Source organism: Tessaracoccus luoxuelianae, from assembly GCF_055326245.1.
In genome coordinates this window covers 57,544-78,680 of sequence record NZ_JBUZNO010000011.1, presented here as the reverse complement: position 1 = coordinate 78,680, position 21,137 = coordinate 57,544, and the positions used below count along the sequence as shown (strand labels likewise).

Sequence of the window (21,137 nt, the reverse complement as noted above, 5' to 3'; positions counted from 1 at the left end):
CGCTCCGTCCCAGCGCCACTGGGCAGTGGGGTTGGGCGCTGTGGGGTAGTGCCGGTGAGCGCCACCGGTGGTCGGGTGACGCTCACCGGCTGTGGCTCATGCGGTGGCGGTGTGTTCGCGCATGTTGGTGCCGCCGGTCTCGATCCTGATGGTGTTGTGGACGACGCGGTTCATGATCGCGGCAGCGTGGACACCGGAGCCGAGCCCGTGGTGCCAGTCCTTCTTCGCGTACTGGGTGCAGAACACGGTTCAGACGGCGTCATAGCGGCGCTCGAGGAGTACCACGAGCATGCTGCGGGTGCTCTCGTCGGGGCAATCCGCTGGACCACTGGCTCAACGAGCGACTCGGTGGGTGTCTGTTGCCCGGCCAGCGATTGACGTGCTGGGCCTGGTTGGCGCCGCTCAACTCCCGAAGAGTCTTCCCCAGCCGGGAATCTCAAGGTTGGAGAGCTGCTCCCCGAAGCCAGTGATGTCCTCTCCTAATCCGGCGACCTGCTCGGTTGCCCCCGCAGCAATATCGCTTGCCCCGCCGGCCAGGTCAGCGGCCCCGGCGGTGAGGTCCTCGAGACCGCCGGTGAAGCCTTCCAGGTCGATCGAGCCGGCAAGGGCATCAAAATCGACACCCGCGGTCAGGGCTTCGGCGAGGAGCGGGGCGGCGACGGCGCTGATGGCCGCGCCCCCCGCGACGGCGATCAGGAGCCCTCCTGTCGCACCGGCAGCGGCCACCCCGACCCTCTGCCCGGTCATGGCGGCGCCGGGTCGAGGGGTGCGGGCGAGGATCCCGGCCAGTAAGCCGGGCCGAGCGGCTTCGGCGCGGGTGGCGGTGCGGGCAAGGTCGGCCGGTTGCGATGTGCGCGGCTGCTCGCCACGAGGTAATTCGATGCCAAGGCGCGTGTGGAGCTGGCCGCGCTCTGCGGGAGTGAGGCGTGCGAACACGTCTGCATGGATCCGCTCCAGCTGGGTGGGTTCGGCGGTGCGGAGCAGGTACTCGTAGCGAGCCACCGCGGCACGCTCGGCCGTGTGGTGATCCGGCGGCGGTGGGGTCAGTCCAACCGAACTCGAGGGTGCTGCCTGGGTCGCGGCGGGCGGTGCGACCGGCGGCTGCGCGGATGCCGCTGCCGTGGGGGCTGGCGCGTTGCCGATGAGCGTGTTCACGGTACCCCGCAGCCTGCTCTTCCAGTCTCGGGGCTCGTTGCCGGGAGCCTGCGCTGGGGCCGGGGTCTTATTGAGAGCCTGGGAAGCCAGGCCGCTGAGGAGGTCGAACAAGTTCATGAGCGTTCCCTTCGGTGCGGGCGGGTGATGCGGCTATCGGCGGAGCGCGGCGGGTGAGCCGTGCTCCGGTCGTGGCGTCTGGTACTGGGCGGTGGAGTGTCGTCGACGGTTCGGCCAACCAGTTCTCAGAGCCGGCGGGTTTGCCTTCTCAGACTGGCTGAGGGATGGTGTGTCGGGTCGCCGCGGGTGTGGCTTCTCGATCGCAGCGGCAGGTGTCCCGGTCAGTCGACGGAGCGATCGTTCCGGCTCCCAGCGGGCACAAGTGCACGGCGGCGGAAGAGCGGCTCGACGGCGGCAAGTTCCTCGTCGGTGGCGATCCGGAACGCCCCTGCCGCCTCGGCCTGCACTTCGCGTCGGCCTTGGCCGCGGGTGGCGCGGAGGCTTGCGACGATAGACACAGTGATGATGGTCGCGACGACGGCGAGGCTGATTGTCGTGGGAATGTAGAGCACATCTAGGAGCAGCATCTTGATGCCCACCCAGATCAGGACGAACGAGAGTCCGATCTTGAGGTAGACGAACCGATGGATCAGGTCCGCGAGGAGGAAGTACATCGCCCGCAGTCCCAGGATCGCGAACGCGTTGGCGGTGAACACCAGGAACGGTTCGCTGGTCACGGCGAAGATCGCCGGGATCGAGTCCACCGCGAAGATAATGTCAGTGATCTCCACCAGCACCAGCACCGCCAGCAGCGGCGTCGCCACCACAACCCCCGCCTTGCGGACCAGGAACTTCTGCCCGTGGTACGCGTCTGTCATCGGCACGAACCTGCGGAACACCTTGAGGATGCGGGACTTCTCAGGATGGACGTGCTCGTTGCGTGAGCGGAACATCCGCCAGCCGGTGTAGATGAGGAACGCCGCGAAGACATATAGGACCCACGAGAAGTTCTCGATCAGCGCGGCGCCTGCGGCAATGAAGATCCCGCGGAAGACCAGCGCACCGAGGACGCCGAGGAACAGCACCCGGTGTTGAAGCTCGCGGGGGACCGCGAAGGCGGCGAAGATGATCGCCCAGATGAACACGTTGTCGACGGCGAGGGATTTCTCGATCAGATAACCGGCGAAATACTGCTGCCCGAACTCCGCCCCCCACAGCGCCCACACCAGCACACCGAACGCGACACCGATCGTCACCCACACAACCGACCAGAGGGCGGCTTCCCGCACCCCGATCACGTGGGCCGTGCGGTGGGCGATCAGGTCCACGGCAAGCATCACCAGGATCACACCCAAGACCGCGAACCACGCCCACCAAGGAACATTCATGACAAAGACCTCCACGAAATTCGTGAAGGTCTCATCGGCCTTGTCGGCCCTGCGCACCGGATCCCGCGGCGGGACCGTATTGACGATGCGGAGCGAGGATTACTCCCCTTCGCGTCCCATGAAACACGAGAAGTGTCTTCACGTCAAGTCAGCGACGATCTTCAGACATGTCAGCCGCGAGAGGGTGATTGTGGTGAACCAATTTGACATACGCAACCGAATTCGTGAATACTTGATCGCATGCATGTACTGACCGCCGGCCGGTTGGCCCAGCTTTCGGGGGCCAGGCTCGTCGGCGACCCTGGCTCTCTCGTCGGACCCGACGTGGTTATCGACTCACGCGCATGCTCCCCCGGCGCCCTCTTTATCGCTCTGCCGGGGGAGCGGGCCGATGGTCACGACTTCGTAGCGGGTGCGGTCGCGGCTGGCGCCGCGGCCGTCCTCGTGCGCAAGGAACGCCCCATGGCGGTCCCGCAACTTGTGGTGCCTGACCCCCTGGCCGGGCTGACGGCCCTGGCAAGGGCACTTGTGGAGGAAGCCGTCGCAGCGGGGCTGGTCACCGTCGGCATCACCGGGTCGTCAGGCAAGACCAGTACTAAGGACTTGCTGGCCCAGGTGCTGGCGACCGCCGGCCCCACGGTCGCCCCTGTCGGCTCATTGAACAACGAGCTCGGGGTGCCGCTGACGGGCACCCGGCTGGATGCGGCCACACGGTTCCTGGTCAGCGAGATGGGCGCCCGCCGCAGAGGCCACATCGCCTCCTTGTGCGCGATCGTGACGCCTCACGTCGGCATTGTGCTCAACGTCGGCCACGCTCACCTCGGCCAGTTCGGGTCGGTCTCGGCGATCGCGAAGGCAAAGGGCGAACTCGTGGAGGCGCTGCCCGCAGAAGGCTGGGCGGTCCTGAACGCCGACGATCCGCTCGTCTCAGCGATGGCCGGACGCACCAGCGCCCGGATCGCCACCTTCGCCGTCGGTGCTGCGCCCGGGTGGGGCGACCTGCGGGTCTGGGCCGAGGAGGTCGGGGCCGCTGACAGGCAACGGCCCACCTTCATGCTCCACGCCAGCGGCGCAGCCAGCGGATGTGCACCAGTGGCGTTGCAGGTGACCGGAGCCCATCAGGTGGGCAATGCGCTGGCCGCAGCGGCGGCAGCGCTGGGGCAGGGCCTGGACGTTCCCATGGTTGCCCAGGCTCTTGGCAGCGCGACCGCCCGCTCGCGCTGGCGGATGGAACTCAGCGCTCGTCCGGACGGGGCGCTCGTAATCAACGACGCCTACAACGCCAATCCCGAGTCCATGACTGCGGCACTGCGCACCCTCGCCTCCCTGCGTAGACCCGGCGGGCGCCTTCTCGCGGTGCTGGGCGACATGCTGGAACTCGGCCCCGGCGCCGCCGCCGCCCACATCGAGGTCGGGGCGCTTGCCGCAGCGCTCGGCGTGGACCGGCTGATCGCGATCGGCGCCCATGCCGACGACCTGGTCTCCGGAGCCGGTGGCGTCGAGACCATCGTGGCATCGGACAGGGCCGCCGCCTCCGCCGCTGCCGCCGCCTGGCTGAGTCCTGCGGACGTCGTGCTGGTCAAGGCATCAAGGGGCTTGGCTCTGGAGACCCTGGCCGAACAACTGGCCGCACCGCACAGAGGTGATCGACGATGAGGAGCCCGAGCCATCAGCTCGCTGCTGGCCTTCAGCCTCGCACACCTGGTCAGCTCTACTCCTGTGTGCCCAGCGACTGCTACTCGACCAAGGCCCCGAAAACCGACAGCACCTCTGGTTAAACAGCACCTCTGGTTAACCCGAGAACATTGAGGGATGGTCCTCTCGCTCACGGTGAAGTAGGCCGCAGCCGCCCAGCAGAATCCTCTTCGAAACCTTCCGGGGCCAATCCCTGCAATGCATCTGCCGTCGGGGGTCCCGTGGCTCGGCGAGCCACGGCCGGCGCACCCCCCTCGCTGAGCATGCCTCAGCCGGGGAAGCGGTGCTCGAGTGCGTCCAGGAGCCGACGCCTGGAGGCCTCGACGTTCTCGCGGCGGGCGGTGTTCAGTTCGGTCTCGACCTGCTCGACATCGGCGGCGAGACGTTCATCACCGAATACGCCCCGGATCCAGCGGGAGAAGTCATGGGCCCCGGCGTGGAAAGCGATGACATCGGCCTCGCAGCCGTCCAGCTCAGTGTGGAAGTCGCGTAGGTTCGCTGCCTCGTGACCGGAAGTTGACTCTCGGCTGCCGCGAAACACGAACCGCCGATGGACCGGCAGGTCCGCCGTCGCGTACTTGTGCCAGTGGCGCTCGTGAATGGTACGCCGGTGGCCGACTATGAAGGGGCGCAGTACTCCGGGCTCGCTGGCGCGCACGAGCAGGCCGGCCCCTGCGGGGAGGACGGAGAATGCTGCGAGGACGTCGTTGACCAAGAGCCCGCAAAACGCCGTTGTGGCGGCGACGACCACGTCTTCCGCATCGAGGGTAGTTGGCTGCAGTGACACAAGGATGTCGATGCTGTTCCGAGCCTCAGCACTGAGTTCGGTGGGGTGGTAGGTGATGAGGCAGTGGCCCTTGCGGTCCGGTGCGAACAGGCGTGAGTTCTGACTCTCTTGGCCGAGAGACTCGTGGGCCTCGTCGATCAGCACCCAGTGGGGCAGGCCGCGGTCGCTGCGCAGGTCGGCGAGCCGGGGCGGTTTCTCCTGGTACCATCTGCGTCTTTCTTCCCCGGTGAGCTGGGACAGGTCGGCGACGATGCTTGTGCCATGGTGACTCAACAGCGTGCGTACGAGCCCAGTTCCAGGTCCGGGCTCGTACCCACCCAGATGAACGACGTTAGGCAGGTCGGCCAGACTTGTGTGGTCGCCCTCGACATCGATGACGACCACGGCGTAGGCGAGACGGATGAGCTGCTCGGCGATGAGCCCGGCCAGATAGGACTTCCCGGCACGGGTGCCGCCCGTCACAAGAATGTTGACCTGGGAGGCCGGAATGGTGGCGGGTGTGCCGTCGAGGTAGGTTCCGAGCGCGATCTGCCAGCGTTCGGGATGCACGTGGGAGCGCCCGGCCATGACGTCACCCCGCAGGATCTCGATCACCCCTTTGCCGTCCGGGGCAAGCGTGACGATATCGGCGCGGCGCTTGAGGGACTCGACGGCGTTGGCGACGGCGACGCCAATCTCGCAGCGCGAGAGCATGGTGTGGTCGTTCTCGGCGTCGCCAATGGCGATCGTGGAGTGCCGGGACAGGCCCAGGTTGTCGAGGGCGGCGTCCAGTCCGGTTCCCTTGGTGACGCCGGCTGGCACGATCATCAGGGCGCCCCGGTTCCGCGTGAGTTGGTAGTCGGCTCCGAGTCGACGGACCTCCTCCAGAACCAGGTGGTCGTGGGTCGCCGAGCAGCCTAGGAGTACCTGCCCGCGGTCGACCTGGACCCCGCGGCGGGCGAGCGCGTCGGCCAACGCGGGATCGATCGGCTGAGCCAGCACCTGCGACCCCTCCTGGGTGTGAAGCACCGCGCCGTTTTCGGCGACGATTGCGTCGAACCAGTTGTCCACATCGGCGAAGTCCGCCCGCAGGTGACGCAGTGTGCGGCCGGTGACCAACACGAGGCGGCGCCCGCCGGCTCGCGCCTCGCCGAGGGCAGCGAGCACGGCCGGGGCGGGTCGCTCACCGTCTGTCAGAGTGCCGTCGAAATCGAGTGCGACAGCGCGGAAATAGTCAGGCATGGCCTTCCATCAAGTGGGTGAAGGTCCTCGTTAGCAGGGATGTCCCCTTCGAATGTTACAGTATTCATGAAACATGCTTCGCATTTCAACCCCACGAATGATCACGGGGTACCACCAGCCCTCGAAACCCCAGTTGCCCGAATCAGCAAGTCAATCCGTCGGCCCCCTGCGGCTCGGGCGGAGGCGCCGAGTCCTCCGGACGCCGACTCAAGTGGCCGATATTAGTCCGCGGCCTCGGCGCGCCGCACACCGCCGACTCCACCGGCGAAGTCGCCATCGCGGTCACGGCCATCGCCGCATGGCGTCGACAACATCGTGCACGCCGCCGGCGACCCGGCTGCCGGAGTATCTGACCGTCTGAGCGCCGTTGGCTTTCGCGGTTGAGTAGTCCGGGGAGTGGGGTTGGGGGCCGGGGGCGTGGATGCCGGAGCCGAGTCTGTGGTGCCAGTCCTTCTTCGCGCGCTGGGTGCAGAACACGGTGGAGACGGCGTCGCAGTGGCGTTCGAGGAGTTCCAGTAGCATGCTGCGGGTGCTCTCGTCGGGCGGGTCGAGGAGTGATTCGTCGATCACGGGCAGCGTGAACGCGGCGTACTTGCGCAGGAACTTCACCTGGCCCCTGGAGTGATCTCCAGTCGGAGCCTCAATCGGCCCACCACCGCCGGCAGCGCTCCCACCGTTCGGCTCGGCATCCAGTTTGTGGACCTTCAGGATCGTGTCACGACTCGCGCCACAGAGGCGAGCGGACCCTGGATCCGGCATTATCACCACAGTCGGGAACCGTGGGGAATGAGCCCTCACCAACAAGGCGAGGCTCCCCTCCTCCAACGCAACGTGCATCATTTCCCCAGGTATCACCCCTTGCCAAAGGCGCTACACCCCAGAAACAGAGAATCGACGAGAGGTTTTCACCTCTCGCCGATTCCCGGTATTTGCCCTAGTCAGAGGCACTTTTTGTGCGCGAGAGAGGAGTTGAACCTCCACGTCCCAAGGGACACTGGCACCTGAAGCCAGCGCGTCTGCCATTCCGCCACTCGCGCAGTGGGTCTTGCAACCCGACGGCAAACAATAGCACGCACCTCATGAGCTTCCGCAACTCGCACGTGCTGCACCGCACCTGTCACCGTGCAGCGATCTCCCGGAACCCTGTCAATCGAGCCCCAAGGAGCCTACTGTGGAGAGACCACGGAGTCTGACTTGAAGGAGGACGACCATGCCGGATTGGCCACTATGGGTGTGGGTGATCATCGTCGCAGTGCTGCTCGCGGTGATCGCAGGGATCGTCGTGGCAGCGTCGCGCAAGCAGCAGAGCGCCAATCTTGAGCGCGCCGAGGAGCTGCGGACGCGTGCGCACGAGAGCGACCGGATCGTCGCCGCCCGGCAGGAGCGTGCTGATGAACTGGCCGCTCGCGCCGAGTCGGTACGCAACGAGGCGATCGGAGAGAGCCAGCGCGCCGAGTCCCTGCGCATGCAGGCCGCTGAGGCGGAGGAGCGGGCTGCACGCGCCGCCGAGCAGGCTGAGTTGCGCGACGATGAAGCCCGCAACAGCCGCGAGTCGCTCGAAGCAGCCGCCCTGGAGCGCGATCAGCAACTCGCTAAGGCTGACCAGCTGGACCCACGGGTGCACACCGGACGGCACGGCCACATCGTCGAGGATCAACCCGTCGACAAAGCCCGCCCCATCGATCCCGATGATGAGCGGGATCCGGATCCTGCACCCCTCCCCGACGATGACCGCGACGTGGACCTCGAAGACGAGCGGGACCTCGTCGTCGACGACGATCCGACGCCGGATGACGTCCCCCGGGACGAACACGGCCGACGACTCGACCCCTATGGAAACCCTGTCCCCGATGGCCGATGGCCCGATAAGGAGTGAATCATGACCACCGATCCTCTCGGCACGCCCTACCCCGACCCTGCCGCGCGCCCAGACCTCGAGAACGAGGTCGCCCCGGAGTCGCCCGACTCTCCCGAGTCGCCGGATTCCCCCGCCTCGCCCGATTCTCCCGACTCACCAACCAGCCCGGACAGCCCTCCTGAGGCTGAGCCCCTCGACCGCGACGGACTGGCCGGTATGGACATCGAGCATGGGCCCGACGCGGACGGCTTCTGGCGCGACGAGTTCGGGAACCGAGTCGACCATGAGGGCCGACGGGTGGACGAGGACGGCAACCGGGTCGACGCGGGGGGCGATCGCATCGACCCGCTGGATCCGCCGATCGGCATCGTGCCGCCAGTCCCGCCGAACCCGCGCTGACCCTCGCTCACCTGTCGGCGTTCACGACCAAGAGCCGGTCGCTCTCTGGGTTGGTCTACCCACCCAGAGAGCGGCCGCTTGCCAAACGAACCACGCGGGGGTGACACATCCCCGCGACAGGTCAGGGAACCAGGTAGCCCGCCGCCCGGTACAGCTCGTACCACTCGGGCCGGGTCAGCTCGACGTCGGCACCTGCCGCCGCCCAAGTCACGCGCTCGGGCGTCGTCGTGCCCAGCACAACCTGCATGTTGGCCGGGTGTCGAGTGATCCACGCCGTCGCGATGCCCTCGGGCCGCACGCCGTACTTGGCCGCCAACCGGTCGATGACCGCGTTCAGTTCCGGATGGTCCGGGTTGCCGAGGAAGACTCCGGTGAAGAAGCCGGCCTGGAACGGCGACCACGCCTGCACTGTGATGTCGTTCAGGCGGCAGTAGTCAAGGATGCCGAGGTCGCGGCTGACCGACTGGTCCAGCGCGGCCATGTTCGCCGCGACACCCTGCGCCACGATCGGCGCATGCGTGATGGACAGCTGCAGCTGATTGGCGACGATGGGTTGGGTGACGTCCCGCTTCAGCAGGTCGATCTGCCCGGGAGTCTGGTTCGACACCCCGAAATGAAGCACCTTCCCGGCGGCCGCCAGATGATCGAACGCGCGCGCCACCTCCTCGGGCTCCACCAGCGCGTCGGGACGGTGGAGGAGCAGGACGTCGATGTAGTCGGTGTCCAGCGCGCGCAGCGATCCCTCCACCTGGACGACGAGGTGCTTGTAGGAGAAGTCGAAATAGGGCCCATCCTTGACGATGCCCGCCTTGGTCTGGAGCGTGATCTCCTCCCGCTCCGACGCGGTGAGCTGCAGCGCCTCCGCGAAGCGTCGTTCGCATCCGTGATAGCGGTCGTCGCCGTAGATGTCAGCGTGGTCGAAGAAGTTGATGCCCGCCTCGCGTGAGGCGTGGTAGAGCGCCCGCACCTCGTCGTCGGTCTTGTCCTGGATGCGCATCAGGCCCGTGACTACGGCCGGGACCTCGAAGGTGGTGGGGCCGAGGTTGAACGTCTTCATCGTCGCTTCCTTCGTCAGGTCGTTCGCGGGCCTCCTCGGCTCGCGCTCATGAGCCTATCCCTCGCCCGACCAACCGGCGGGCTCTTCCTGCCATGCGACGCTGTGTCCAGGTAAAGCGGACAGGTCGCGTTCCTGAGGCTTCGAGGCCGCTTCGCGGCACCTCAGCCAGCGGGGGCGCACACCTCGCGGCACCTCAGCCAGCGGGGGCGCACGCCTCGCGGCACCTCAGCCAGCGGGGGCGCACGCCTCGCGGCACTTCAGCCAGCGATGGGGCCGACGGGGGCCGTGGAGTGGCGGATCACCAAGCGGGTGGCAAGCCGCACGTGCCCGGACTCGACCGGGCGCCCCGCGGCGATGTCCAACAGCCGACGAACGGCGGCCGCGCCCATCCGGTGCAGCGGCTGGTGCACCGTCGTCAGGCCCGGCACGGCGAGCCCGGCCAGGATGGTGTCGTCGAACCCCACGACACTCAACTCCCCCGGCACCTGGATCCCGAGCTGCCGCGCAGCCTCGCAGACCCCCATCGCGGCCGGGTCGCAGGGGGCGAAGATTGCGGTGGGCCGCTCTTCAGCCGGCCGCGACAGTAGAGTCCGCCCGGCTTCCAACCCCAGCTCGTGGGTGTAGCCACCCTCCACCACCAGCGACGAGTCCAGCGTGAGGCCGCCCATGTGGAGCGCCGAGACGTAGCCCTGCATCCGCTCGGTGGCCGGCACCGATTCGGGCGGGCCCTGAATGAAGCCGATGCGACGGTGCCCCAGGCTGATCAGGTGCTGCGTGGCCTCCACACCGCCGTTCCAGTTGGTGGCGCCGATGCTCATCACGCTCGACGGCAGGGCGTTGGCCGGGTCGATGGCCACCAGGGGCAGAGCAAGGTCGCGCAGCTTGGCGAGCTGATGGTCGGAGAGCCGGGCGGTCAGGACGATCACCCCGAGGTACCCCTTGGCCTTGAGCAGCTCGAGCCAGGCGTCGTCCAGCGGGACGGGGGTCCCCGCGGTGGACGCCTCCGGGATGTAGAACGTGCCGAGCGCCACCCCCTCGGCCATCGCGGTGGAGATGGCGCCCTTGAGGATCTCGAGGGTGTAGGTGGTGGTGAGGTCGTCCGCGACGAGCGCGATCTGCGGGTACGGCGACGACTCCCCGCCCACGGGCTGGTAGCCCAGGTCCTCCACGGCAGCAAGCACCTTGGCTCTGGTGGCGCCGGACACGCCGCCGCGATCGTTGAGCGCCTTCGACGCCGTGGCGGTGGAGACGCCCGCACGCAGCGCGACGTCCTGCAGCCGCACTGCCTTCACTCCCTTGCCCGCCATGGGGGCCAGCCTAGCGAAAGTTTCGTCCATGGGTCACAACACGGCACCAATCTTTGGTCACTCTTGCAAACTAAATACCTTTGTGCCTAAGATCAGTCTTGTTAGTCAAGGTTTCGCGAAACTTTTCGCGGTCACACTTTCGGAGGATCAATGATGACCCACAAGCTTCCCAAGATCGCGGCCCTCGTCGCGGCGGCGGCTCTGGCCCTGTCCGCCTGCAGCGGCACCACCGACGAGGCCAGCCCCGGCTCTTCGTCCGCCCCGGCCGGTGGCGGCGAGGCCGCCCTCACCTGGTGGCACAACTCCAACACCGGCGCCGGCAAGGAGTACTACGACAAGGTGGCCGCAGACTTCGAGGCGGCCAACCCCGGCGTCACCATCACCGTCGAGGCCATGCAGCACGAGGACATGGTGACCAAGCTGGAGGCCGCCTGGCAGAGCGGCGACGTGCCGGACGTCTACATGGAGCGTGGCGGCGGCGAGCTGGCCCTCAAGGTGGACGCCGGGCTGGTCAAGAACCTCAGCGAGGCAGCCCCAGACACCGTCGAGAAGCTCGGCGGCGCCGTCAACGGCTGGACCGTCGACGATGCCACCTACGCCCTCCCCTTCTCCATGGGCGTGGTCGGCTTCTGGTACAACACGGATCTCTTCGAGCAGGCCGGCATCACCGAGGCCCCCACCACGATGGCCGACTTCTACGACGCCATCGACAAGCTCAAGGCCGCGGGCATCGACCCGATCTCCGTCGGCGCCGGCGACAAGTGGCCCGCCGCCCACTACTGGTACTACTTCGCGCTGCGCCAGTGCTCGCAGGACGTCCTGTCCGACGCCGTGACCAGCCTCGACTTCTCCGACGAGTGCTTCGTGCGCGCCGGCCAGGACCTCGAGGAGCTTGTGGCCGCGGAGCCGTTCAACCCCGGCTTCCTCACCACACCCGCCCAGTCCGGCCCCACCAGCGCCTCCGGCCTCCTGGCCACCGGCAAGGTGGCCATGGAACTGGCCGGCCACTGGGAGCCCGGCGTCATGCAGGGCCTGACCGAGGACGAGCAGGGCCTCGGCGAGGCCACCGGCTGGTTCGCGTTCCCTGAGGTCGACGGCGGCGAGGGCGACCAGAGCGCCGCGCTCGGCGGCGGCGACGCCTGGGCCGTGCCGGCCGACTCGCCCGACGAGGCCGTGGCCTTCGTCGAATACCTCCTTTCCGACGAGATCCAGAAGGGCTTCGCGGAGCTCGACATGGGCCTCCCCACCAACCCCACCGCGTCGCAGTACGTGGCGGATCCCGCCCTGGCACAGCTGCTTGAGGTCCGCGACGCGGCCGGCTACGTGCAGCTGTACTTCGACACCGCCTTCGGCACCTCCGTCGGTGGCGCCATGAACGACGAAATCGCCCTGGCCTTCGCCGGCCAGGCGACGGCGCAGGAGATCGTCGACGCCACCCAGGCCGCCGCGGACGCGGAGAAGTAATCAATGACCGCCACCTCTCAGCAGGCGGCGGGCCGGATCAACGTGGAGGGCGGGCGCGACGAGCGCCCGCTCTCCCCCGTCCGGAAGCGGCCCGTCAACTGGAAGATGGGCCTGGAGATCGCGATCTTCGTCCTGCCCGCCCTCATCCTCTTCTTCATGTTCGTCGTGTGGCCCATGCTGCGCGCGATCCAGTTCTCGGTCTACCGCTGGAAGGGCTTCGGCCCACTGGTGGACTTCGTCGGCCTCCGCAACTACGCCTCGGTGCTCAGCAACGACGTGTTCCTCGGGGCGCTCAGCCACAACCTCATCATCGTGGTGGCCTCCATCGCCATCCAGCTTCCGCTCGGCATCGCCGTCGCGCTGCTGCTCAACAGAAAAATGAAGTTCCAGGGGCTGCTGCGCACCATCGTGTTCGTGCCCTACATCCTCGCCGAGGTCATCGCCAGCGTGGTGTGGTTCCAGCTGCTGCAGCCCCGCTACGGCGTCATCGACTCCATGCTCGCCACCCTCGGCATCCAAGGCCCCGAACAGGGCTTCCTCGGCACCCCCGAGATCGCGCTGTGGACCGTGATGGTGGTGCTCACCTGGAAGTACCTCGGCTTCGCCATCCTGCTGTTCCTCGCAGGCCTCCAGGGAGTCCCCCAGGAGCTCGACGAGGCGGCCCAGATCGACGGCGCCTCGTGGTGGCAGACCCAGCGCTACATCACCATCCCGCTGCTCGGACCCACCCTGCGCACCTGGGCGTTCCTGTCCATGCTGGGCTCGCTCCAACTCTTCGACATGGTGTGGATCCTCACCGGCGGCGGCCCCGCCAACGCCACCACCACCATGGCCACCTTCCTCATCAACGAGGGCACCAAGCGCAGCAACTACGGCATCGCCGGAGCCGCGTCGGTGGTGCTGTTCGTGGTGGCCCTCACCATGGCTCTGCTCTACCAGCGCTTCATCCTCAGCCGCGACATTGAAGCCAACGACAAGCGAAAGGTCCGCCGATGACCGCGATCACCGCCCGCGCCGCGTCCGACGCGGCCCCGCGCCGCCGTCGCCTGATGAGCGTCAACCCGGTGGTCTACCTGGTGGGCCTCGTGGTGGCGGCATTCTCGCTCGGGCCCGTGTTCTACTCCATCCTCGGTGGCTTCCGCAGCAACGCGCAGCTCGCCGAGAACCCGGCCGGGCTCCCGTCGCCCTGGATCTGGTCCAACTACACCGGCGTGCTGACCAACCCCAACTTCTGGCGCTACGGCCTCAACTCCATGGTGATCGCGCTGCTCACCACCGCGCTGGTGGTGGTGCTCGGCCTGATGGCGGCCTACCCGCTCTCGCGCTACCACTTCCCCGGGCGCGAGAAGATCTACATGATCTTCGTGCTGGGCCTGCTGTTCCCCGCCACGGTGGCGGTGATCCCGCTGTTCATCATCATCAGCAAGGACCTCGGCATGAGCAACACCTGGTGGGGCGTCGCGCTCCCCCAGGCCGCGTTCGCGCTGCCCATGACCATCGTCATCCTGCGACCCTTCCTCCAGGCCATCCCGGCCGAGCTCGAGGAGGCCGCCGCGATCGACGGCGCCAGCAGGCTGAGCATCTTCACCCGCATCATGGTGCCCCTGTCCGGCCCCGGTCTGGTCACCGTCGGCGTCCTCGCCTTCGTCGGGTCCTGGAACGCCTACCTGCTGCCGCTCCTTCTGCTGCAGGGCGACATGCGCACCCTCCCCCTGGGCGTGGCCGACTTCTCCACCGAGCACTCCTCCGACACCGCCGGCGTGTTCGCGTTCACCACCCTGGCGATGGTTCCCGCCATGGTCTTCTTCCTCACCATGCAGCGCCGCATCGTCGGCGGCCTCCAAGGCGCGGTCAAGGGCTGACGCCCGCGCGCAGAATCGACTCCCCCATGACCTGGACAGACCCCACCGCACCCCTCGACGCGCGCCTCGATGCGCTGCTGGCCGAGATGTCCCTGGCCGACCTGACCCACCAGCTCGGCTCCTACTGGCTGCCCGCCGACGCCGACCGCCCGGCACCGGACCCGGACGCCCACGAGGTTGCGCCGATGGAGAACGAGTTCGCGCAGGAACTGCGCCCCTGGGACGAGGCCATCGACGGCGGGCTGGGACACCTCACCCGCGTCTATGGCACCGCCCCGGTCAGCGTGCCCAACGGCGCCGCCAAGCTGAGCCGGCTGCAGGCCGACGTGGTGACGGCCAACCCGTTCGGCATCCCGGCCGTCGCTCACGAGGAATGCCTCACCGGCTTCACCGCACTGGGCGCCACCGTCTACCCGGCGTCGATCGCCTGGGGCGCCACGTGGCGGCCCGAGCTGATCGAGGAGATGGCCGCGGCCATCGGCTCGGACCTCGCCTCCGTCGGCGTCCACCAGGGGCTCTCGCCACTGCTCGACGTGGTGCGCGACTACCGCTGGGGCCGCGTCGAGGAGACCTGCGGTGAGGACCCGTACCTGGTGGGCAGCCTCGGCACCGCCTACGTGCGCGGCCTGCAGTCGGCGGGTGTGATCGCCACGCCGAAGCACTTCGTCGGCTACCCGGCCAGCCGCGCTGGGCGCAACCACGCGCCTGTGTCGATGGGGCGCCGCGAGCTCGAGGACGTGATGTTGCCGCCGTTCGAGATGGCGCTGCGCCTCGGCGGGGCCCGATCCATCATGAACTCCTACTGCGACATCGACGGCCAACCCGCCGCCGCGTCGGCCGAGCTGCTGACCGGCGTGCTGCGCGACCGCTGGGGCTTCGAGGGCACAGTGGTCTCGGACTACTGGAGCATCGCCTTCCTCACCCGGATGCACCGGATCGCCCCCGACGACGCCACCGCCGCGGCGCTGGCCATCCGCGCCGGGCTCGACATCGAACTGCCCTCCACGGGCTCTTACTGGGCCATCGAGGAGGCCATCTCGCGCGGGATGCTCAACGAGGACGACGTCCGCCGCTCAGCGCGCCGCGTGCTCCGGCAGAAGCTGCAGTTGGGGCTGCTCGACGACGGCTGGGAGCCGACTGCGGACCCAGCCGCGGACCTGGATTCCCCGCGCAACCGCAGGATCGCGAGCCGGGTCGCGGAGGAGTCGGTCGTGCTGCTCAGCAACGACGGCGTGCTGCCGCTGGCCGCGGGGCGCCGGGTCGCCGTCGTCGGTCCCGTGTGGGCCGACGTGCGCAGCTTCATGGGCTGCTACTCCTTCCCCAACCACGTCATGGCCAAGACCGGCACCGAGATCGGCCTCCCCATCCGCGGCCTCGACGAGGCCCTGACGGCCGTGCTCGGTGACGCCGTCACCTTCGCGCAGGGCACCGGCTTCATGGACGGCACCGACGAGGACCTGGCCGCGGCCGTGGCCTCGGTCGCCGGCGCCGACGTGGCCGTGGTCACCGTGGGCGACATCGCGGGCATGTTCGGGGACGGCACCTCCGGCGAGGGTTGCGACGCCGTCGACCTGCGCCTCCCCGGCCGGCAGGACGAGCTGGTCGAGGCGGTGCTGGCCACCGGCACCCCGACGGTGCTGGTGCTGGTCACCGGCCGCCCCTACGCCGTCGGCGAGTACGCCGACCGCTGCGCCGCCGTCGTCCAGGCGTTCATGCCGGGCGTCGAGGGCGCGGACGCCCTGGCCGGGGTCCTCTCCGGCGCGCTCAACCCGTCGGGCCGGCTCCCGATCGGGCTGCCCTCGCACCACGGCGGCCAGCCTGGCACCTACCTGGCGGCTCCGCTCGGATGGTTCTCCAACGGCATCTCCAACCTCGATCCCATCCCGCGGTTCCCGTTCGGGCACGGCATCTCGTACACGCGGTTCGAGTACTCGGATGTCGCGGTGTCCTCGCCGACGATGCCCGTCGACGGCGCCGTCGAGGTGTCCGTCACGGTCACCAACGTCGGGGATCGCGACGGGGCCGACGTGGTCCAGCTCTACCTCAGCGACCCCTGGGCGGAGGTGGTGCGGCCGCTGAAGCAGCTGATCGGCTTCCGCAAGGTTGACCTGGCCGCCGGCGCGTCAGTACGGGTGACCTTCGAGGTGCACGCGGATCGGTCGTCGTTCACCGGAGTCGACATGGCCCGGATCGTCGAGCCGGGCGAGGTGCAGCTCTCGATCGGGTCCTCGTCGGAGGACCGGCTGCCCGCGCTGTCGGTGGAGGTCACCGGCGAGCGGCGGGTCGTCGCGGAGGGTCGCGTGCTGGATACGCCCGTCACGGTGGCGGCGCTGTGAGCTCGAGGGTCGCGGCGGCGGCGGACCCCGGGGTCTACGCGCACCGGATGGGCACCGCGGTGCTCAGCCTCGGGCCGGCCGCCGCGGGGCGGTCGGTCACGGTGCGGCAGACCCGGCACGCGTTCGCCTTCGGCAACATCGGGTTCGACTTCATCGGCCTCGCCAATGGCGAGGAGCAGACCGTGTCGACCGGATTCGGCCAGGCGCCCAGCGAGATGGCCCAGGCACTGGCAGGGCAATGGTTGGAGTTGTTCAACACCGCGACCCTGCCCTTCTACTGGCGCACCTTCGAGCCTCACCGGGGGCTGCCCGACACGCGGCGCATGCAGGCCGCCGCCCGCTGGTTCGTGGAGCGTGGCGTGGTCGTCAAGGGCCACCCCCTGGTGTGGCACACGCTCGCCCCGCAGTGGCTGCTCGACCTCCCCACCGCGGAGGTCCGCCGCCGCATCGAGGAGCGGATCCGCCGCGAGGTGGCCGACTTCGACGGGCTGATCGGGCTGTGGGACGCCATCAACGAGGTGGTGATCATGCCGGAGTTCACCGCCGAGGCCAACGCCATCACCCCGCTCGCCCGCGAGCTGGGCCGGGTGGGCATGGTGAGGCTTGCGTTCGACACCGCGCGCGAGGCGGACCCGTCTCTGCGCCTCGTGCTCAACGACTTCAACATGTCAGCCCGCTACGAACGCCTCATCGAGGAGTGCCTCGACGCCGGGATCCGGATCGACGCCATCGGCCTGCAGAGCCACATGCATCAGGGCTACTGGGGCGAGGAGCGCACGCAGGAGGTGCTGGCACGGTTCGCCCGCTTCGCCCTGCCGCTGCAGATGTCGGAGACCAGCCTCGTCTCCGGGGAGATCATGCCGGCCGAGATCGTGGACCTCAACGACTACCAGGTCCCGTCCTGGCCCTCCACCGTCGACGGCGAGGCAAGGCAGGCCGACGAGGTGTCGCGGCACTACCGCACGCTCGTGGAACACCGCTCGGTGGAGGCCATCACCTACTGGGGCATCACCGACGCGGGCGCCTGGCTGGGCGCGCCGATCGGGCTGATCCGTGCCGACGGCACCCCCAAGCCGTCCTTCGAGGCGCTGCGCGGCCTCATCCGCGGCGAGTGGTGGGTACCGGAGACCAGCGTGGTCGCGGATGAGCGGGGCGAGGTCGCCGTCGAGGGCTTCGCGGGAGACTACGAGGCTGTCGTCGACGGCCGGGGCACGGCGTTCAATGTCGCGGCGGGCTCCGAAACCGGCGTAGATCTCAGCCGCTGAGGCGGGCGCCGAAGCGTTCGACGAGGACCGCCGCGAGGTCCTCGACGACCTGACGCGGATCGCCGACGTTGATCGCCTCGATCCCCTCCTCGCCCTCCCCGAGCGCCTCGAGCGCGGCGCGCTGGGAGCCCAGCATCACGGGCTTCATGAAGTGCCCCTGCCGAGCCACCAACCGCTCCAGGTTCACGTCCTCCGGCAGGACGAGGTGGACGAAGAAGACGTCCCCGTCGGCCTCGCGCAGCACGTCGCGGTAGTCCGCGCGAAGGGCCGAGCACGCCACAACAGACGAGCGGCCCGCCGCCTCCTGCTCGGACATCCAATCCCTCAACGTCGCCAGCCACGGCCAACGGTCCTCGTCGGTCAGCGGCTGGCTCGCGCCCATCTTGACGCGATTGGCCTCGGTGTGGAAATCGTCGCCCTCCCCGAACGGTAGCCCCAGACGATCGGCCAGGCCCCGGCCGATGGTGGTCTTGCCGGTGCCCGCGGCGCCCAGCACGACCACGTGCACGGGCCGGTTCGCGTCGATGTGCCCCGCAGGGCCTTGACCGCTGTGATCCACTGGACAGCCCTCCTCATGCGCTTGGCCGCGTCGCCTCAATGATACTACCATTGCACAGTGCCGACGGGGGTTGCAAATCCGGACCCCACCCCTGGGCTCCACGACCACTACCCTGGGGCCCATGTCCAGCCCCCGCGCCGCCCTTTCCCACTCGGTCATGGACACCGTCGGTGTGGAGATCGTCAGCGGTCAGCTCGCCCCCGGCGAGGGCTTCACCCTGCAGGATCTGACGGAGCGCTTCGGTGTCTCGCGCACCGTCGCCCGCGAAACCATGCGGGCGCTGGAGGAGCTGTCGCTGGTGGCCGCGAGTCCGCGGATCGGCATCACCGTCCTCCCCGCCGGGCAGTGGAAGGTATTCAGCCCCCGCGTCATCGAGTGGCGGCTCCAGTCGGGTCAGCACGACGCCCAGCTGCGCTCGCTCACCGAACTCCGCGCCGCCGTCGAGCCCGCCGCGGCCCACCACGCGGCCACCCGCGCCACCCCGGAGGAACGGTTGCGGTTCACCGAGCTGGCCGCCACTCTTCGACGGCTGGGCGAAGCAGGTGAGGGCCACCTGGAGGAGTTCCTGCGCGCGGACATCGAGTTCCACACCCTGCTGCTGCAGGCCTCCGGCAACGAGATGTTCGCCGCGCTGGGAGAGACGATCGGGGAGGTCCTCGTCGGGCGCACGCACCTCGGGCTCCAGCCCGCCCATCCCGAACCCGACATCCTCGACCGGCACGACGCGATGGCTCGGGCCATCGTCGACGGGGACGCGGTGGCGGCGGAGTCGCACGCCCGGGCGCTGGTCCATGAGGTCAGCGACGCGCTCGCCCACCTCTGAGGAGGTAGTAGCGTCACCCCATGCGCGTCGCCTTCATCTCGCTCCACACCTCCCCCGCCGAGCGGGCCGGCACGGCCGATGCCGGGGGCATGAACGTCCTCATCCGGGCCCTCGCCACTGCTCTCCAGCAGGCCGGGGCGCACGTCGAATTCTTCACGCGACGCTCCTCCGCGGATCAGCCCGCCACCGCCACCCTCGACGACGGCCTGATCGTCCACCACATCACCGCCGGCCCTGCCACACCCCTGCCGAAGAGCCAGATCGATGCCCACATCGACGAATTCCGCGACAATCTGGGCGCGCTGGACCGCTTCGACCTCGTGCACTCCCACCACTGGATGTCCGGCGTGGCCGCCATCCCGCTGGCCCGCGCGGCCGGCATCCCGCATCTGATGACCTTCCACTCAGTGGCGGCGCACCCCAACTCCTCCCTGCGCGACGGCGAGCCCGCGGAGTCCCCGGCACGGATCGACGGCGAGGTCTACTGCGCCACGGAGTCGGACTTCATCCTGGCAGTCAGCCGCCACGAGGCCGCCGTCGTCATCGGGCGTTGCCAGGCGGACCCGGAGCAGGTGATGATCGTGCGTCCCGGGGTGGACACCGAGCTGTTCCATCCGGCCGACCCGGGAGAGGTGTGGGTGCCGGCGCCCGGCGTCGAGCCCGGATACGTGCTGTTCGCCGCCCGCCTCCAGCCGCTCAAAGCCCCGGACGTGGCCATCCGAGCGCTCGGGCTGATCCCGGCCGAGGAGCGGCCGGATCTGGTGATCGTCGGGCAGGTCTCGGCGGACTTCGCCGACTACGAGGCCGAGCTGCACCGCTTCGTCGAGGAGGGTGGTGTCGCGGGCGAGGTGACCTTCCTTCCTGGGCAGGACCGCGAGTCGTTCGCGCGGATCATGCGGCACGCCTCCGTGATGCTGGTGCCGTCCTACTCCGAGACCTTCGGCCTGGTGGCCCTGGAGGCGTCGGCCTCCGGCATCCCGACGCTGGCCGCTGCCGCCGGCGGGCTCACCGAGGCCATCTGCAACACCCACACGGGCGACCTGGTGCCCACGCACGATCCCGCAGACTGGGCCGCGGCGCTGCTGCGCCTCCTCCGCGACCCCGATCGTCGGGCGCGGATGGGCGTCACCGCCCGCGAACGTGCTGAATCGATGACGTGGGCGCACGTGGCGGACCGGACGCTCCAGGCCTACCGTCGCGCCATCGCCAACGGCGCGGTCAAGCACGTCACGTTCATCCACGCCCACCCGGACGACGAGACGCTCGCCTCCGGCGCGCTCATCGCGCACCTGGTGGACGAGGGCCTGAAGGTGTCGGTGCTCACGTGCACCCGCGGCGAGATGGGGGGCGTGGTGCCCGGTCCGCTGTCCTACCTGGAGGGCACGCCCGCGCTGGAGCAGCGGCGCGAGGCTGAGCTGGCGGGGGCATTGGACTCGCTGGGCGTGCACGCCCACGCCTACCTCGGGATGCCTCCCGCCCGCGCCACCGACGAGCCGCGCCGCTACCTGGATTCGGGCATGCAGTGGATCTCCGAGGGTGTCGCTGGTCCTGGCGATGAGGCCGACGAGCGCTCGCTCACCTCGGCCGACGAGTCGGAGGCGACCGCGGACATCGCCGCCTTCCTACGCAAGATGGGCACGGACCTGGTGGTCAGCTACGACGATGACGGCGGCTACGGCCACCCGGACCACGTGCGCACCCACCACCTCAGCAAGGCCGCCGCTGAGGAGATCGGGATTCCGTTCGCCGCGCTGACCACGGATCGGGAGGTCGCGGCGAGGTGGTTCGACCTCGAGGGCTACCGCCCACGTATCGCGAAGGCGCTGCGGCATCACCGCACCCAACTGACGGTCCACGACGACGACCGCACCATCACCCACAGCGGGGGCCAGCCCGACACCATCGTGACGTCGACGGGCCTGCGGGGAGACGTCCCCCACCTGCCGTAGCGGCCTGGCGGCACC

General features: G+C 68.9%; 18 protein-coding genes and 1 tRNA gene. 10 read left to right on the top strand and 9 right to left on the bottom strand.

All coding sequences use genetic code 11. The annotated features are described in order from the left end of the window. Positions 1-96: 96 nt before the first annotated feature. The 3 genes from ACZK39_RS14970 to ACZK39_RS14960 all read right to left on the bottom strand — a co-directional run bounded on the left by ACZK39_RS14970 (position 97) and on the right by ACZK39_RS14960 (position 2,540). On the bottom strand, positions 97-246 hold the full coding sequence (locus ACZK39_RS14970; protein WP_269466671.1) for a hypothetical protein: 150 nt from the start codon (positions 244-246) through the stop codon (positions 97-99). A 156-nt stretch (positions 247-402) separates the two neighbouring features. Then, positions 403-1,272, bottom strand: a complete 870-nt coding sequence (locus tag ACZK39_RS14965; protein ID WP_459055942.1) for a hypothetical protein — start codon at positions 1,270-1,272, stop codon at positions 403-405. Between the two features lie 221 nt (positions 1,273-1,493). Then, positions 1,494-2,540, bottom strand: a complete 1,047-nt coding sequence (locus ACZK39_RS14960) for a TerC family protein (protein ID WP_459055941.1) — start codon at positions 2,538-2,540, stop codon at positions 1,494-1,496. Between the two features lie 240 nt (positions 2,541-2,780). Here ACZK39_RS14960 and ACZK39_RS14955 point away from each other — a divergent pair, with 240 nt between their 5' ends. Then, positions 2,781-4,196, top strand: coding sequence for a UDP-N-acetylmuramoyl-tripeptide--D-alanyl-D-alanine ligase (locus tag ACZK39_RS14955; RefSeq protein WP_463613763.1), 1,416 nt, complete (start codon positions 2,781-2,783; stop codon positions 4,194-4,196). 307 nt (positions 4,197-4,503) lie between these two features. Here ACZK39_RS14955 and ACZK39_RS14950 read toward each other — a convergent pair whose 3' ends face one another. From ACZK39_RS14950 to ACZK39_RS14940, 3 genes are all read right to left on the bottom strand, one after another. Next, positions 4,504-6,243, bottom strand: a complete 1,740-nt coding sequence (locus ACZK39_RS14950; RefSeq protein WP_463613762.1) for an HAD hydrolase family protein — start codon at positions 6,241-6,243, stop codon at positions 4,504-4,506. A gap of 282 nt (positions 6,244-6,525) precedes the next feature. Continuing rightward, positions 6,526-6,852 (bottom strand): ATP-binding protein, encoded by a 327-nt coding sequence (locus tag ACZK39_RS14945; protein ID WP_463613761.1) that lies wholly within the window; start codon positions 6,850-6,852, stop codon positions 6,526-6,528. 345 nt (positions 6,853-7,197) lie between these two features. Continuing rightward, a tRNA-Leu gene (locus ACZK39_RS14940) sits at positions 7,198-7,280 on the bottom strand. Positions 7,281-7,453: 173 nt separating this feature from the next. On the opposite strand from ACZK39_RS14940, the gene ACZK39_RS14935 reads away from it, so the two are divergent. Together ACZK39_RS14935 and ACZK39_RS14930 are read left to right on the top strand one after the other, a co-directional pair. Beyond that, on the top strand, positions 7,454-8,119 hold the full coding sequence (locus tag ACZK39_RS14935) for a hypothetical protein (RefSeq protein ID WP_459055919.1): 666 nt from the start codon (positions 7,454-7,456) through the stop codon (positions 8,117-8,119). Between the two features lie 3 nt (positions 8,120-8,122). Then, positions 8,123-8,500 carry a hypothetical protein gene (locus ACZK39_RS14930; RefSeq protein ID WP_463613760.1) on the top strand — a complete coding sequence of 126 codons (378 nt, stop codon included), beginning with the start codon at positions 8,123-8,125 and terminating at the stop codon, positions 8,498-8,500. Positions 8,501-8,621: 121 nt separating this feature from the next. Here ACZK39_RS14930 and ACZK39_RS14925 read toward each other — a convergent pair whose 3' ends face one another. Beyond that, positions 8,622-9,557 (bottom strand): aldo/keto reductase, encoded by a 936-nt coding sequence (locus ACZK39_RS14925; protein ID WP_463613759.1) that lies wholly within the window; start codon positions 9,555-9,557, stop codon positions 8,622-8,624. A 257-nt stretch (positions 9,558-9,814) separates the two neighbouring features. Further along, on the bottom strand, positions 9,815-10,864 hold the full coding sequence (locus ACZK39_RS14920) for a LacI family DNA-binding transcriptional regulator (protein WP_463613758.1): 1,050 nt from the start codon (positions 10,862-10,864) through the stop codon (positions 9,815-9,817). 153 nt (positions 10,865-11,017) lie between these two features. Here ACZK39_RS14920 and ACZK39_RS14915 point away from each other — a divergent pair, with 153 nt between their 5' ends. The 5 genes from ACZK39_RS14915 to ACZK39_RS14895 are packed head-to-tail and all read left to right on the top strand — an operon-like array spanning position 11,018 to position 17,791. Continuing rightward, positions 11,018-12,328 carry an extracellular solute-binding protein gene (locus tag ACZK39_RS14915; protein WP_463613757.1) on the top strand — a complete coding sequence of 437 codons (1,311 nt, stop codon included), beginning with the start codon at positions 11,018-11,020 and terminating at the stop codon, positions 12,326-12,328. A gap of 3 nt (positions 12,329-12,331) precedes the next feature. Further along, entirely contained in the window at positions 12,332-13,324 is a 993-nt protein-coding gene (locus ACZK39_RS14910; RefSeq protein WP_182783229.1) for a carbohydrate ABC transporter permease, read from the top strand. Beyond that, positions 13,321-14,190: a carbohydrate ABC transporter permease gene (locus ACZK39_RS14905; protein WP_459055914.1), complete on the top strand. Its 870-nt coding sequence runs from the start codon at positions 13,321-13,323 to the stop codon at positions 14,188-14,190. Before ACZK39_RS14910 ends, ACZK39_RS14905 begins: the two co-directional genes overlap by 4 nt. A gap of 26 nt (positions 14,191-14,216) precedes the next feature. Then, on the top strand, positions 14,217-16,526 hold the full coding sequence (locus tag ACZK39_RS14900; RefSeq protein WP_463613756.1) for a beta-glucosidase: 2,310 nt from the start codon (positions 14,217-14,219) through the stop codon (positions 16,524-16,526). Beyond that, complete coding sequence (locus ACZK39_RS14895) at positions 16,523-17,791, top strand: endo-1,4-beta-xylanase (RefSeq protein ID WP_463613755.1); 1,269 nt, start codon at positions 16,523-16,525, stop codon at positions 17,789-17,791. The genes ACZK39_RS14900 and ACZK39_RS14895 overlap by 4 nt, the downstream gene beginning before the upstream one ends. On the opposite strand, the gene ACZK39_RS14890 is transcribed toward ACZK39_RS14895, so the two are convergent. Beyond that, complete coding sequence (locus ACZK39_RS14890; protein WP_463613754.1) at positions 17,781-18,350, bottom strand: gluconokinase; 570 nt, start codon at positions 18,348-18,350, stop codon at positions 17,781-17,783. The two genes, ACZK39_RS14895 and ACZK39_RS14890, sit on opposite strands and share 11 nt — an antisense overlap. Before the next feature lie 121 nt (positions 18,351-18,471). Here ACZK39_RS14890 and ACZK39_RS14885 point away from each other — a divergent pair, with 121 nt between their 5' ends. Next, positions 18,472-19,173 carry a FadR/GntR family transcriptional regulator gene (locus ACZK39_RS14885; RefSeq protein WP_463613753.1) on the top strand — a complete coding sequence of 234 codons (702 nt, stop codon included), beginning with the start codon at positions 18,472-18,474 and terminating at the stop codon, positions 19,171-19,173. Between the two features lie 20 nt (positions 19,174-19,193). Further along, the gene (locus ACZK39_RS14880) at positions 19,194-21,122 is read left to right on the top strand and encodes a glycosyltransferase (protein ID WP_463613752.1); all 1,929 of its coding nucleotides are present in this window, start codon (positions 19,194-19,196) and stop codon (positions 21,120-21,122) included. Positions 21,123-21,137 lie beyond the last annotated feature (15 nt).